Origin of the sequence: Geobacillus sp. Y412MC52 (assembly GCF_000174795.2) — a bacterium.
In the GTDB taxonomy this organism is placed as follows: Bacteria; Bacillota; Bacilli; order Bacillales; family Anoxybacillaceae; genus Geobacillus; species Geobacillus thermoleovorans.
Map to the genome: position 1 here is coordinate 941,670 of NC_014915.1, position 13,298 is coordinate 954,967.

A 13,298-nucleotide genomic window follows, 5' to 3' on the forward strand; every position below is an offset into this window, starting at 1 on the left:
GCATTGAAATGACTAGTTTCATAGAGAGGGATGGAAAATTCTCCGCGAGCAAAAACACCCGGCTTCCAGGACGGAAAGCCGGGTGTGAAGCCATGGGAAGAGGGGCTTTTAGCTGCGCGGAGCATCCATATAGTGGTAAATGACATGACCGCCGCGCTGGGCGATGCCGCGAAATCGTTTGAAGTCGGGCTGTTTGACGAGCACGGCACGAAAAACAGGGAAGTCCTCTTTTTTCACCAACAGTTCGGAGATGATTCCGTTGCGCAATTCATCGATTTGCTTGGCCGCCAGTGCTTCATCCATCGCATGTCCCCCCAAGCGTTGATTCGGCATCGTCACCGTTATTTATCGTATCACAGACGCCTGTTGGGTTAAATACCTATATTTTGGCCGGGCAAACACCCTTTGCTTGTTCCGACATACAATATGGGTGGGTACGCGCCCCGAGAATATAAGCAAGAAAGGGAGAGAACAATGAATCATTGGGATCCGTATATGAATGGTCCGTTTTCAACTTCTTCCGGCCATGACAATGAAGCCGGGTGGATGGAGAATAACGTGCCGCCGATGGCTCCGCTATCGGCAACGACGCCAAATGAAGCGACGCCGACTCAAGTGATGCCGATGGCGTATTATCCGCCCGCAGCGCCTTATGGCTATTGGTGTCCACCGGTTGCGCCGCCAGCGCCGCTTGTCAGTCCGGTCCATCTTGACAGTCCAGACAGTCCGGACAGCTCCGATATGATGCTGCCGGCGCCGCCGCTCGGTTTAGGAGCCGGGCCGAATATGGCCCATGCTTCCGTTTTGCCGATGGGTGGGAAAGAAAACACGCCGCCGATGACGCCTGATGACGCCGCTATTCCGTATGGCATGACGGCCCCGTATGCAGAAAACGCCCCCCCGGCTGGCAGCACGGCTCCCGTGGCCGTTCCTGGCACGCTGTCTGGAATGGCTGCTGGTGCAACACCAGGTTTCGTTCCTGGCGCATATCCGTATGCGCCGCTGTACTATCCACCGATGGCGCCGCAGCCGTATGCCCCGGTGATGCCGTATGGCTATCCTGCTTCTCCGCTGCCTCCATATTATGGCGGAGGAACCCCGTATGCGCCTGGCTTTCCAGTCTCGTATGGCCCCTATCGGTAAGATGCCAAAAAAGACCGCCGAATGGCGGTCTTTTTCACATCTCGGGCTGAGAAAATCCTCACTTCCATGCGTGAGCGCAAGTGGGGGATGAATCGGTATCTTTCCTCATCCACCTTTCTCTTGCATCAAAAGAACGAAAGGTATAAAATGGTCATGAATAGAACAAACGTTCCTTATCGTAGGAGGGAAGGTCATGCATAAAGCCTACCTCTTTCGGTTGGATCCCACCCGAAAGCAAACGGACCAAAGGAAGGGAGAAGAGATTGCACATGAGCATGGAACAGAAAACAGCCATTGTCACCGGTGGAGCGAATGGGATCGGCAAGGCGATCGCTAGAGCATTCGCAAAACAGGGAGCGAACGTCGTGATCATCGACCGCGATATTCAAAACGGTGAAGCGTTCGCCGCGCAATTGCAGTCGGACGGGTTCAAGGCGATCTTTGTGGCAGCGGATGTGCGGAAGGTGGACGATATTGAACGGTTTGTACAAGAAGCTGCCGGCCGCTTCGGCCGCATTGACTATTTGATCAACAATGCTGGCGTCTCACGCTGGAAGTCGCCGTATGAGCTGACGGTTGAGGAGTGGGATGACGTGCTGTCAACGAATTTGCGCAGCGCTTTTTTTGCTTCTCGAGAAGCAGCGAAATATATGCGCCGCAATGCAAAAGGCGGAGCAATCGTCAACATTGCCTCGACAAGGGCGCTCATGTCCGAGCCGAATTCCGAGGCGTACGCTGCATCGAAAGGCGGCCTTGTCGCTTTGACCCATGCGCTGGCGGTGTCGTTTGCGGATGATCGCATTCGCGTCAATTGCATCAGCCCCGGTTGGATTGAAACGGGCGATTATGGGCAATTGCGAGACATTGACCACCGGCAGCACCCGGCCGGCCGCGTCGGCAAACCGGACGATATCGCCCGCGCTTGTCTGTATTTATGCGATGAGGAAAACGATTTTATCACCGGGGTCAATTTAGTCATCGACGGGGGAATGACAAGGAAAATGATTTATATTGAGTAGGGAGCGGGCGTTTGTTAAAATAAACAAAATGGGGACGGTTTCAAAGGAAAAGGTGGGACGGAAAAATGAAAATCCGCAAAACGCCGGTGATGGACGGACAAGCTCCGGCTAATGTCTACATTTACGAAAATCGAAAAGAAGAATATATCGTGATTGCCATTCCGGCGCTTGAGTGGTCATTTTCGTTCGCCTATGAGGAAGAGGCGGAGGCGGTGGCCGAGCGGCTTGAGGCATCGCTAAAAAAGCGGCTTGACCATGAGCGCGCCGCCCTCTTGGCCGTGCGGTTGCTCGGCTGGGCGCGGGAAATGTAGCCTAGAGGGCGACCGTGGCCGCCAGCGACTTTGCATGTTAGGGGTTCGATGACAACGTGGTCAACAAAACAAAAGTAATCGCAGTATATATCATAGGAAGCATTTTATGGATTGCCGCCACCGACACCCTGCTCAATATGCTGTCGATCAGCTGCGATGTATATATGGCGCTTGGCGCCGCCAAAGGGGCCGTGTTTATTTTGCTCTCGGCCATTTTTTTGTACCAGCTGTTAAAAAAGCGCGAGCAGCTGGAAAAGACCGAGGAAAATGAACAGCAGCTGCTTACGCTCATCAATTCGATGCCCGATTTCGTTTGCTTTAAAGACAGCGAGGGGCGATGGCTGCGCGTCAACGATTTCGGCCGGCGGCTGTACCGCCTCGAACAGATCGATTATATCGGGAAGACGGACCGCGAGCTTGGCGAGCTTGTGCCGTTTTTTAAAGAAGCGTTTGCGCAGTGCATTGCATCAGACCGCGAGGCGTGGGAGAGCGGAAAGGTGACGCGCTGCGAGGAGTCGTTTGCGACGCCGGATGGGGAAGTGAAGACGTTTGACGTCATTAAAGTGCCGCTCTTTGACGAAAACGGAGCGCGCAAAGGGTTGTTGACGATCGGCCGCGACATTACCCAGCAAAAGCTTGCCGAGGAGTTGCTCTTGAAAAAAGAAAAGCTGTCCGTCCTTGGCGAGCTGGCTGCCGGCATTGCCCATGAAATCCGCAATCCGCTCACCTCCATGAAAGGATTTATTCAGATGATGCAAGAAACGCGCGAAGTGAATGATCATTACATGCGCATTATGTTAAGTGAACTCGGCCGCATCAACCAAATTGTCAGCGAGCTGCTGGTGCTCGCCAAGCCGCAAAGCCACGATTATCGGCCGTTTTTGCTAGACGAGGCCATTTCGTATGTCATCAGCTTGATTGGCCATGAGGCGACGTTGAACAGTGTTTCCATTTCCGTTCATAACACCGCTCCGAAAGCTTGTGTGTACGGCGATCAAAACCAAATTGTTCAAGTGTTGTTGAACGTTATGAAAAATGCCATCGAAGCGATGCCTGATGGCGGAATTTTATACGTCCACGTTGCGGAAGCGGACGGGAAGATCTATGTCGATGTTGCCGACACCGGCGTCGGCATTTCGAAAGAGCGGTTGCAGAAAATCGGTGAACCGTTTTTCACTTTGAAAGAAAAAGGAATGGGGCTCGGGCTGACGACAAGCATGAAAATCGTTCAAGAACATAAAGGAACGATGCGGATCGAAAGCGAGGTTGGGAAGGGAACGACTGTTCATTTGACGTTTCCGTCTGGCGGCGTCAAAGCCGCAAACGGCCGGCCAAATGCGCTGTCATAACAACAGGCGTCCACGCAGAGCGAGGATGTCTGTTTTTTTTGGCTAACGGCTCAATCGATGGCTGATAGGCAGCCGAGTTGCATGGCAGGCAGAGGCCGATGCTTTGCGGATCATCATAGGCCCTGTCGGTGCACAGCGCGTTTTGGTTCGTAAAATTTCTCTTTCAGTTGTTTAGGGTCGAAACTGCCGATCGTGCAGGGAACAATTCCTACTTAGCTTTGCTTGAAGTGGGAGACTTCTTTCGGAAATCCGTTAAAAATGAAACCTATTGCACATGATAAACGTAGTTTGGGGAGGAATAATGGGAAAAGGATGTGATGGTGTGTTCATCGCCCAACTGGCAGTCATTTTGTTCGCCGCCAAACTTGCCGGTGATGCGGCCGTGCGCCTTGGCCAGCCCGCCGTGCTCGGCAAGCTGCTCATCGGTATTGTGCTTGGTCCGAGCGTACTGGGTGTGATCGAGGATACCGATCTTTTGCAGGAGTTAAGTCAAATCGGCGTCATTTTGCTTATGTTTATAGCCGGCCTTGAGACGGATATGGATCAGTTTCGGCGCACTGGAAAAGCTGCTGTGGCAGTCGGAGTGCTCGGCATTCTCGTTCCGCTGCTCGCCGGGTATGCGGCCGGCGCAGCGTTCGGCATGGAAACCGGCACGGCTCTATTTCTTGGCCTCTTGCTATCGGCGACAAGCGTCAGCATTTCTGTGCAGGCGCTTAAAGAGATGGGACAGCTGCAATCGAAGGAAGGATCAGCGATTCTTGGCGCGGCGGTCATCGACGACGTGCTGGTCGTCATTGCCTTGGCGTTTTTATTAAGCCTAACTGGCGGCGACGTCGAGCTTGGTGCGGTCGTGCTGAAAAAAGCTGTTTTTTTTGCCGTCGCTATTTTGCTCGCTTGGAAAGCCATCCCGCTCGTATTAAAGTGGTTTGCCCCGCTGCGTGTGACAGAGGCGGTCGTCTCGGCCGGACTGGTCATCTGTTTTGCCTTTGCCTATTTTGCTGAGGCGATGGGGGTGGCGGCGATCATCGGCGCCTATATGGCCGGGCTTGGCGCGAGTTTTACGGACTATCGGGAAGAAGTATTTGAGAAAGTGGAAACGATCGCCTATTCTTTGTTTGTCCCTGTCTTTTTTACCTCCATCGGGGTTGCGGCCGACTTTTCCGGCATCATCGAGCATTGGCCGCTGATTGTCGGTTGGAGTGCGCTCGCGATTTTGACAAAGCTTGTCGGCGCCGCGCTGGGGGCAAAATGGGCCGGATTTTCGTGGGGAAGCTCGCTGGCGGTCGGCGCTGGCATGGTGTCGCGCGGTGAGGTGGCGCTCATCATCGCCGGCATCGGCTTGGAAGCCGGCCTGCTTGATGGAGACATGTTTGCGGTCATGATCATCGTCGTATTAGTGACGACCATCGTGACTCCGCCGCTGCTGAAGATGATTTTCAGCCGTCTTCATCCGGTGCGCCGGACGGCCTAGTCGCCGTCGAAGTGGGCGGCCGGGCCGATGGCCGGCGCTATAGCGGCAAAACAGCGGGGCTGTCCCCAAAAAAGGGCAGCCTCGCTGTCGCTACGAGCGGTTCTTTTTCGCTTGTTTCGCCGTATCCACGCTGTCTTTGGCCATTTCTGCCTCCGCCTTGGAGACGGTCGGGTTGGCTACTTCTTGGCTCACCTTGTTTTGTCTCCCTTTGTTCGACATGCGATCCCCTCCTTTCGGCCAGTTTCGCTCCGCTTGCCGTATGCCCGCAAAATCTTTCCTCCCTCCCAGCCCTCTTATTAGTATGTCGAGAAGAGCGGCGTCCCATCCAAAAAACGTCATTGAGAGCGATGGCCCGTCCGGTTTATAATGTAGTCTGCATAGACTAGCGGCAGACGATGGGTGCGGAAAGGAGGGAGCCTGATGGAACAGCCGTTTCGCGTCGAAAAAACGCTCAACAATAACGTGTTAATCGCTTCCCATCCGGCATATGGCGAAGTCGTTTTGCTCGGCAAAGGAATCGGCTTCGGCAAAAAACGGGGGGACGAGATTGCCAAGAGCGCTGTTGAAAAATGTTTCGTTCTGAAAAACGAACGCGAACAAGAGCAATACAAAAAGCTGCTTCCGGAATTGAGCGAAGAATTCATCGCCCTCATGAGCGAGGTGGTTCAACATATTCAGCAACGCGTGGGCGCGCCGCTCGACGAGCACATCCATGTGGCGCTGACGGACCATATCGCTTTTACATTAAAGCGGCTTGAACAAGGATTGGATGTCAAAAACCCGTTTTTGGCTGAGACGAAAAGCTTGTATCCGTTGGAATATGAAATTGCCAATGAAGTGGCCCGCATGATTGAACAAAAGCTCGGGATTGTGCTGCCTGAAGGAGAGGCAGGCTTTATTGCCCTTCATATTCATAGCGCGATTTCCAAACAAAGCGTGTCGGAAGCGAATCGATATTCCCAGCTCATTGCTGATCTTGTCAAGATCGTCGAGCAACAGCTTGGCGTTGACATCGACCGCGAGAGCGTTCATTATTTGCGGTTTGTCCGTCACTTGCGCTATGCGATTGAGCGGATGAAAAAAGGCGAAAAAGTCGAAGAACCAAAAAATTTGTCGAAAATCTTGAAGGAAGCGTATCCATTATGCTATAATCTAGCATGGAAGTTGGTCAAAGTCATGCAGCAAACGCTTCATCTGCCGGCGGACGATGCCGAGGCGGTCTATTTGACGTTGCATTTGCAACGGCTGGCGGAGAAAAAGAACAATACAACTGCATAGGTTGTCTCGCTTTACGTGTTACTGACTCGATCAGGCATGAGTAAAGAGGGCAAACAAGGCGGCAACAGTTGCAAATTCATCTTTGCGCTGTTGTAAGCGTTCTTTTTGTCTCTCTTTAGTCATGCCTTTTTTATTGCGCCGGCTCCCTCGGAAACGCCCGCTCCATTTTCGGTGCATGAATCGGTTGTTTGCTGTAAAACTTAAGAAAAGGAAACTAAAGGAGGTTATGAAGATGAAACGAGCGTTTGGCACGTTGCAAAAGGTCGGGAAAGCGCTCATGCTGCCGGTGGCGATCTTGCCGGCGGCCGGGATTTTGTTGGCGCTTGGCAACGCCTTGAAAAACCCGGCGCTCACTGACAAAATTCCGGCGCTCAAAGCCGACTGGGTCGTGCTCATCTCCAACGTTATGGAGCAAGCAGGCGGCATCGTCTTCTCCAACTTGTCGCTCTTGTTTGCGGTTGGTGTGGCGATCGGCCTTGCCGGCGGGGACGGGGTCGCGGGCTTGGCGGCGATCATCGGCTACTTGATTATGAATGTGACGATGAGCGTCATCTTGGGCGTGACTTCCGATATGATCGGCGCCGACCCGTCGTACGCCAACATTCTCGGCATCCCGACGCTGCAAACCGGCGTCTTTGGGGGGATTATCGTCGGGATTTTGGCAGCGTACATGTACAACAAATACTTCAATATCGAACTGCCGCAATATCTCGGCTTTTTCGCCGGCAAGCGGTTCGTGCCGATCGTGACGGCGGCGTCCGCAGTCGTGCTTGGCATTATCATGACATTCGTTTGGCCGCCGATTCAGCACGGGCTCAATGCGTTTTCGCACAATATGATCGATGCGAACAAAACGTTGGCCGCGTTCATTTTCGGCGTCATCGAACGGGCGCTCATTCCGTTTGGTTTGCATCATATTTTCTATGCACCGTTTTGGTTTGAATTTGGCGAGTACGTCAATAAAGCCGGGCAAGTGGTCCATGGCGATCAAAAAATCTTTTTCGAGCAACTGAAAGACGGGGTCAAATTGACGGCCGGCACGTTCATGACCGGGAAGTTCCCGTTTATGATGTTCGGTCTCCCGGCAGCGGCGCTCGCGATCTACCATGAAGCGCGACCGGAAAACAAAAAAGTCGTTGCCGGCATCATGGGGTCGGCCGCGTTGACATCGTTTTTGACCGGGATTACCGAACCGATCGAATTTTCGTTCTTGTTTGTCGCCCCGGCGCTGTTTGCCATTCACTGCGTCTTTGCCGGCTTGTCGTTTATGATCATGCACTTGTTGAACGTCAAAATCGGGATGACCTTCTCCGGCGGGGTCATTGACTTCTTGCTGTTTGGCGTTCTGCCAAACCGGACGGCATGGTGGCTCGTCATTCCGGTCGGCTTGGTGTTTGCCGTGATTTATTATTTCGGATTCCGCTTTGCGATCCGCAAATGGGATTTGGCGACGCCGGGCCGGGAAAAAACGGTCGAGGAAGCACCGAAAGCCGAGGCAGCCGCCGCTGGCGACCTGCCGTATGAAGTGCTCGCTGCCCTTGGCGGAAAGGAAAACATCGAACATTTGGACGCATGCATTACACGTTTGCGCGTTTCGGTCCATGATATCGGCCGGGTCGATAAAGACCGGTTGAAAGCGCTCGGCGCCGCCGGGGTGCTTGAAGTCAGCAACAACGTGCAAGCGATTTTCGGTCCGAAATCGGATATGTTAAAAGGGCAAATTCAAGACATCATGCAAGGAAAAGCGCCGGCTCGTGCGGAAGAAGAACCGAAAACAGCGGCTTCAGAAACCGCGAAGTCCGAAACGATTGCTTCGCCGATGTCAGGAGAGGTCGTTCCGCTCGCTGAAGTGCCGGACCAAGTGTTTTCGCAAAAAATGATGGGCGACGGCTTCGCGGTCATGCCGACGGACGGCACGGTCGTCTCTCCGGTTGATGGCAAAATCATCAACGTATTTCCGACGAAGCACGCCATTGGCATTCAGTCGGCCGGCGGGCATGAAATTTTAATCCACGTCGGCATCGACACGGTGAAGCTGAACGGCCAAGGGTTTGAAGCGCTTGTGAAGGAAGGCGACGAAGTGAAAAAAGGGCAGCCGATTTTGCGCGTCGACCTTGATTATGTAAAACAGAACGCGCCATCGATCGTCACGCCGGTGATTTTCACGAATCTCAAAGCCGGCGAAACGGTTCACGTCAACAAGCAAGGCCCGGTTGCTCGAGGAGAAGACGCTGTTGTGACGATCAGCTAAACTGCTTATTCGCAGCGGGGCGGGACCAAGCATTTTCCGTTGCCTCCCCGCCCCTGCATTTGATATGATGGCAAAGAAAAAATTGAAGAAAAGGGGAATGATGAACATGGCAGAAAAAACGTTTAAAGTCGTTTCTGATTCCGGCATCCACGCTCGTCCGGCGACGATTTTGGTGCAAACGGCGAGCAAATTCAACAGCGAAATCCAGCTTGAGTACAACGGCAAAACGGTGAACTTGAAATCGATCATGGGCGTTATGTCGTTAGGAATTCCGAAAGGGGCAACGATCAAAATCACGGCAGAAGGGGCCGATGCGGCAGAAGCAATGGCGGCGTTAACCGATACGTTGGCAAAGGAAGGCCTTGCGGAATAATGGAAAAGACGATTCATGGCATCGCCGCTTCAAGCGGCATCGCCATCGCCAAGGCCTACCGCTTAGAGACGCCTCATTTGACGGCCGAAAAACGAACGGTCACCGATGTCGAGGCGGAAATTGCGCGGCTTGAGGCGGCGGTCGCGAAAGCGAAAGAAGAGCTGGAAGCCATCAAACAGCATGCCTTGGAAAAGCTTGGTGAAGACAAAGCCGCCATTTTTGCCGCCCACTTGCTTGTGCTTGACGACCCAGAACTGCTGAACCCAATTAAGGAAAAAATCAAAACAGAACAAGTGAATGCGGAATATGCGCTCCATGAAACGGCATCGTTTTTCATTTCCATGTTTGAAGGCATGGACAATGAGTATATGAAAGAGCGGGCCGCCGATATCCGCGATGTGACAAAGCGCGTCCTCGCCCATCTGCTTGGCGTCACGATCTCGAACCCGAGCCTCATTTCTGAGGAAGTCGTGATCATCGCTGAAGACTTGACGCCATCCGATACGGCGCAGCTGAACCGCCAATATGTGAAAGGATTTGCCACCGACATCGGCGGGCGAACGTCGCACTCGGCCATTATGGCCCGCTCGCTCGAAATTCCGGCTGTCGTCGGCACGAAGGCGGTAACGGCGGAAGTAAAAAACGGCGACATGGTCATCGTCGATGGGCTCGACGGTCAAGTCGTCGTCAATCCGTCCCCGGAGCTGCTTGCGCGTTATGAAGAGAAGCGGGCTCGCTATGAGGAGCAAAAAGCGGAATGGGCGAAGCTTGTCGATCAACCGACGGTCACCGCTGATGGCGTGCACGTTGAGCTGGCGGCCAATATCGGCACGCCGGACGATGTGAAAGGAGCGTTGGCCAACGGGGCAGAAGGGATCGGATTGTATCGCACGGAATTTTTATACATGGGACGATCGGAGCTGCCTACGGAAGACGAACAGTTTGCGGCTTACAAAACGGTGCTTGAACAAATGGGCGGCAAGCCGGTCGTTGTGCGTACGCTTGACATTGGCGGCGACAAAGAGCTCCCGTATTTACACTTGCCAAAAGAGATGAACCCGTTTTTAGGGTTTCGAGCCATTCGGCTTTGTTTGGAAATGCAAGACATGTTCCGCACCCAGCTGCGCGCCTTGCTGCGGGCGAGCGTGCACGGCAATTTGAAAATCATGTTCCCGATGATTGCGACGCTCGATGAATTCCGCCAAGCGAAAGCGATTTTGCTCGAAGAAAAAGAAGCGCTCCTCCGCCAAGGCGTCCCGGTCGCCGATGACATTGAAGTCGGCATGATGGTGGAGATCCCGGCTGCCGCCGTCATGGCCGATCAGTTTGCCAGGGAAGTCGATTTCTTCAGCATCGGAACGAACGACCTGATCCAATATACGATGGCGGCCGACCGGATGAATGAGAGGGTGGCGTATCTATATCAACCGTACAACCCGGCTATTTTGCGGCTCATCAGCTATGTCATTGACGCCGCTCACCGCGAAGGGAAATGGGTTGGGATGTGCGGGGAAATGGCCGGCGACCCGATCGCCATTCCGATTTTGCTTGCTCTTGGCCTTGATGAGTTCAGCATGAGCGCCACCTCGATTTTGCCGGCGCGCGCCCAGCTGAAGCGGCTGTCAAAAGAGGATGCGGTCCGCGTGAAAGAGACAGTGCTGTCGCTTGGTACGGCTGAGGAAGTAGTGTCGTTTGTCAAACGAACGTTCCATATGGCTTGATCATAGCGAAAGGTGCAGCGGCATGAATCGGCCGCTGCGCCTTTTTTTGCCTTTAAAGGCAAGACATATGTTTCCGCGCTCTGTTCAAGCCAACAGCGGTGTCGATGATTCATAGCCATACCGCTGCCGGATCGTAAGTGAAAGGCCTAAAGCGATGACTTTCGCCATTTGGTAAACAATGTGCAAATTCGTGTACGGAAGTGCGCTCATATCGGCGGTATCTTCCATTCGGTCGTTCTCCTTTTCTTAGTTCGCGGCCGATGCTGGTGATTCCTTTTTTGGTTCATCACCAAAAGTTGTACTTGCACCTGTCATGAAAGTATGTTAGCTGTTTCTAGCCGAACCCGCAATACAAAACGCTGGATATTTCTGTATCCGTATCCCCGACGTTTCATCAGCTTGATCTTGTTATTTGTTCCCTCCATTTTCCCATTTGAATAAGGGGATAAAATGCACGATATGATTTCGTCTGTTCGTTTGACGAGTGATTTTGCGATGGCGCGAACAGCAGAACAAGGACAAAACAAATACCGATGAACCCAGGCGTTCAAACGACGTTTCGCTTGTCGCTCGTTTTGGCTTTTGGATACATAACGAAAATGTTGAAGGGATTGATAGACAGCCTGCAAGGAATCGCTCTCTTTCTGCCACTCTCGCACCGTTTGGCGCTCCTCCTCGGTGAGTTTCTCGGGGCACTGGGTCAATAAGCGGCAAACATACCGAACATGCCCATGTTTCTTGTTCCCTTTTCCGAAGGATTTGCGGCATCGATCCAACGCTTCCGTAAACAATTGAATCACATGAAAATAATCGACCACATGCTTCGCTTCCGGACACACCCCTTGAATGGCTTTTTTCATCGCTGGAGCCAAATCGCTCACGACATACTGAACAGAATCAGACACAGGAGCCAACACACGTCCAATGGCTTCCTCGTTCTTTCCTGCTTCAACGGCATACACTTCTCCCGTTTCGGCATCCATGACTGCCACTCCGTAATCATGCCCTTTTCGAAACGCAAACTCGTCGACACAAACTGCCTTTGGTTGGATGTCATTCGATAGGAAGGAAGGGGCATGGGTATAAAACCAACGTTCCACGTTCGTGTAAGGAAGCTTGAGCATACGAGCCACCGCCTGAATGGATGTTCCGATGCAAGATTGCGCCACTCATTGCTGAAACGCATCCGCCGCTACACTTCGAGGGAAAATTCCGGGATAAGACGTGCTGAATGTCATGCCGCATGTACCACAACGTCTACGCTCCACAGGGAGTTCCACCCAAAAGATGCCGATCCGTTGAGCATACCCATGCATCCATTGCTTCTTTTTGCCTGTCATTTTGATCGTGCGTTTCAAGCCAACAGGACATAACGGGCATTGTTCGGGTAGAGAAAGTTCGAAAATCCAACGTTCTTCTTCTTTTCGCACCTTTTGAATCAAAACATCTGATAAATCGATAAGTTCTTTGATAAACTGAGCGTACATGCGAGTTTTCCTCCAATGGTTTGGTTTTGTCACCTTTACCATACAGGAAAATTCGCATTTTTTGTATCCTCTATTTTCCCCTATGCATACCTATCTTAAAATCTCAAGTACAACTTGTGGTGAAGAGCCCCTTTTTTGTTTGGTTGTCAATTTATGTTAGTGAATTTGCTCATCTACAGTTCAATATTGAATTTCGCCCACAAATATTTTACTCACACTCATCTCCCGCTTATCGTTGGGCTATGCCCTTTCACGCGCTTGAAGCGGGAGACTTCTTTCGGGACTATGTTAAAAAGATAAAAAAACCCCGGCAGATAGCCGAGATTTTGATTATTGCAGGGATTCTGCAATCTTGATTAATTTGTCGGCTTTAATGTTCATACCTCGGACATTAAAGTAACGACCATCTTTCCAAAATATCAATTGAATAGGATCATGTTCGCCACGCTTAATCAACCATGCATCTACGCCAGCTACTTGAATTTTTTCTCCTTTTGAGAGAACATTCATCGGCTTAACTGTTCCATCATCATCGGATTGAATGATTAACAATTCTTTTCGTTGATACTTTAACTTCTTATCAGCGTCTTTATCCACCCACGCCTGTTTGACAACCGTTAGTTTTTTGGCTCCTTGAGTAACTACCTCTGTTTTAGGTTCAAGTTCTTTCACATCTTCCGGAAGCACAGTCGGTTTTTTGGCTTTAAACGACAGTTTGTCTTGGGCAATTCCATTAAAACGTTCGACCTTTATTTTTGTATCTTCTGTCACTTTCGTGTTTTGATAGGAATTTGCTGATGTTGCTTTTTCTTGTGAAACAAAACCGGAAATAACAACAGCAAGTGCTGCTCCTACAATACCGCCAATTATGAGATTTTTCTTCTTCATGATAACT

12 protein-coding genes and 2 pseudogenes are annotated in these 13,298 nt (G+C 51.9%); 9 read left to right on the forward strand and 5 right to left on the reverse strand.

What is annotated here, in order from left to right:
- Nucleotides 1-108: 108 nt before the first annotated feature.
- A complete protein-coding gene (locus GYMC52_RS04770) occupies nt 109-303 on the reverse strand; it encodes a hypothetical protein (RefSeq protein ID WP_011230483.1) in 195 nt (64 codons plus the stop codon).
- A 171-nt stretch (nt 304-474) separates the two neighbouring features.
- Here GYMC52_RS04770 and GYMC52_RS04775 point away from each other — a divergent pair, with 171 nt between their 5' ends.
- The 5 genes from GYMC52_RS04775 to GYMC52_RS04795 all read left to right on the forward strand — a co-directional run bounded on the left by GYMC52_RS04775 (nt 475) and on the right by GYMC52_RS04795 (nt 5,293).
- Nucleotides 475-1,143: a hypothetical protein gene (locus GYMC52_RS04775; protein WP_013523279.1), complete on the forward strand. Its 669-nt coding sequence runs from the start codon at nt 475-477 to the stop codon at nt 1,141-1,143.
- 269 nt (nt 1,144-1,412) lie between these two features.
- Complete coding sequence (locus GYMC52_RS04780; protein WP_013523280.1) at nt 1,413-2,162, forward strand: SDR family NAD(P)-dependent oxidoreductase; 750 nt, start codon at nt 1,413-1,415, stop codon at nt 2,160-2,162.
- 65 nt (nt 2,163-2,227) lie between these two features.
- Nucleotides 2,228-2,473 (forward strand): YueH family protein, encoded by a 246-nt coding sequence (locus GYMC52_RS04785; RefSeq protein WP_011230486.1) that lies wholly within the window; start codon nt 2,228-2,230, stop codon nt 2,471-2,473.
- Between the two features lie 56 nt (nt 2,474-2,529).
- Nucleotides 2,530-3,822 carry an ATP-binding protein gene (locus GYMC52_RS04790; protein WP_013523281.1) on the forward strand — a complete coding sequence of 431 codons (1,293 nt, stop codon included), beginning with the start codon at nt 2,530-2,532 and terminating at the stop codon, nt 3,820-3,822.
- A gap of 301 nt (nt 3,823-4,123) precedes the next feature.
- Nucleotides 4,124-5,293 (forward strand): cation:proton antiporter, encoded by a 1,170-nt coding sequence (locus GYMC52_RS04795; protein ID WP_013523282.1) that lies wholly within the window; start codon nt 4,124-4,126, stop codon nt 5,291-5,293.
- A gap of 90 nt (nt 5,294-5,383) precedes the next feature.
- On the opposite strand, the gene GYMC52_RS20150 is transcribed toward GYMC52_RS04795, so the two are convergent.
- Complete coding sequence (locus tag GYMC52_RS20150) at nt 5,384-5,512, reverse strand: hypothetical protein (protein ID WP_013145936.1); 129 nt, start codon at nt 5,510-5,512, stop codon at nt 5,384-5,386.
- A 201-nt stretch (nt 5,513-5,713) separates the two neighbouring features.
- On the opposite strand from GYMC52_RS20150, the gene glcT reads away from it, so the two are divergent.
- From glcT to ptsP, 4 genes are all read left to right on the forward strand, one after another.
- Entirely contained in the window at nt 5,714-6,571 is an 858-nt protein-coding gene (glcT, locus tag GYMC52_RS04800) for a glucose PTS transporter transcription antiterminator GlcT (protein ID WP_011230491.1), read from the forward strand.
- A 232-nt stretch (nt 6,572-6,803) separates the two neighbouring features.
- Nucleotides 6,804-8,822: a glucose-specific PTS transporter subunit IIBC gene (gene ptsG, locus GYMC52_RS04805; RefSeq protein ID WP_013523283.1), complete on the forward strand. Its 2,019-nt coding sequence runs from the start codon at nt 6,804-6,806 to the stop codon at nt 8,820-8,822.
- A gap of 106 nt (nt 8,823-8,928) precedes the next feature.
- The gene (locus GYMC52_RS04810) at nt 8,929-9,195 is read left to right on the forward strand and encodes a phosphocarrier protein HPr (protein WP_011230496.1); all 267 of its coding nucleotides are present in this window, start codon (nt 8,929-8,931) and stop codon (nt 9,193-9,195) included.
- The gene (gene ptsP, locus GYMC52_RS04815; protein ID WP_013145933.1) at nt 9,195-10,916 is read left to right on the forward strand and encodes a phosphoenolpyruvate--protein phosphotransferase; all 1,722 of its coding nucleotides are present in this window, start codon (nt 9,195-9,197) and stop codon (nt 10,914-10,916) included. The genes GYMC52_RS04810 and ptsP overlap by 1 nt, the downstream gene beginning before the upstream one ends.
- A gap of 84 nt (nt 10,917-11,000) precedes the next feature.
- Here the strand turns inward: ptsP and GYMC52_RS18450 are convergent.
- The 3 genes and pseudogenes from GYMC52_RS18450 to GYMC52_RS04825 all read right to left on the reverse strand — a co-directional run.
- A pseudogene (locus GYMC52_RS18450) lies at nt 11,001-11,144 on the reverse strand (spore protease YyaC); the annotation flags it as partial.
- Nucleotides 11,145-11,227: 83 nt separating this feature from the next.
- Nucleotides 11,228-12,403: pseudogene (locus GYMC52_RS04820) on the reverse strand (ISL3 family transposase).
- A 330-nt stretch (nt 12,404-12,733) separates the two neighbouring features.
- Nucleotides 12,734-13,291: a DUF4367 domain-containing protein gene (locus tag GYMC52_RS04825; protein WP_013145932.1), complete on the reverse strand. Its 558-nt coding sequence runs from the start codon at nt 13,289-13,291 to the stop codon at nt 12,734-12,736.
- Nucleotides 13,292-13,298 lie beyond the last annotated feature (7 nt).

Excerpts from the sequence above, each read along its gene's own strand:
- GYMC52_RS04770 (WP_011230483.1), bottom strand. The coding sequence starts at position 303 with ATGGATGAAGCACTGGCGGCCAAGCAAATCGATGAATTGCGCAACGGA.
- GYMC52_RS04775 (WP_013523279.1), top strand. The coding sequence starts at position 475 with ATGAATCATTGGGATCCGTATATGAATGGTCCGTTTTCAACTTCTTCC.
- GYMC52_RS04780 (WP_013523280.1), top strand. The coding sequence starts at position 1,413 with ATGAGCATGGAACAGAAAACAGCCATTGTCACCGGTGGAGCGAATGGG.
- GYMC52_RS04785 (WP_011230486.1), top strand. The coding sequence starts at position 2,228 with ATGAAAATCCGCAAAACGCCGGTGATGGACGGACAAGCTCCGGCTAAT.
- GYMC52_RS04795 (WP_013523282.1), top strand. The coding sequence starts at position 4,124 with ATGGGAAAAGGATGTGATGGTGTGTTCATCGCCCAACTGGCAGTCATT.
- GYMC52_RS20150 (WP_013145936.1), bottom strand. The coding sequence starts at position 5,512 with ATGTCGAACAAAGGGAGACAAAACAAGGTGAGCCAAGAAGTAGCCAAC.
- glcT (WP_011230491.1), top strand. The coding sequence starts at position 5,714 with ATGGAACAGCCGTTTCGCGTCGAAAAAACGCTCAACAATAACGTGTTA.
- ptsG (WP_013523283.1), top strand. The coding sequence starts at position 6,804 with ATGAAACGAGCGTTTGGCACGTTGCAAAAGGTCGGGAAAGCGCTCATG.
- GYMC52_RS04810 (WP_011230496.1), top strand. The coding sequence starts at position 8,929 with ATGGCAGAAAAAACGTTTAAAGTCGTTTCTGATTCCGGCATCCACGCT.
- ptsP (WP_013145933.1), top strand. The coding sequence starts at position 9,195 with ATGGAAAAGACGATTCATGGCATCGCCGCTTCAAGCGGCATCGCCATC.
- GYMC52_RS04825 (WP_013145932.1), bottom strand. The coding sequence starts at position 13,291 with ATGAAGAAGAAAAATCTCATAATTGGCGGTATTGTAGGAGCAGCACTT.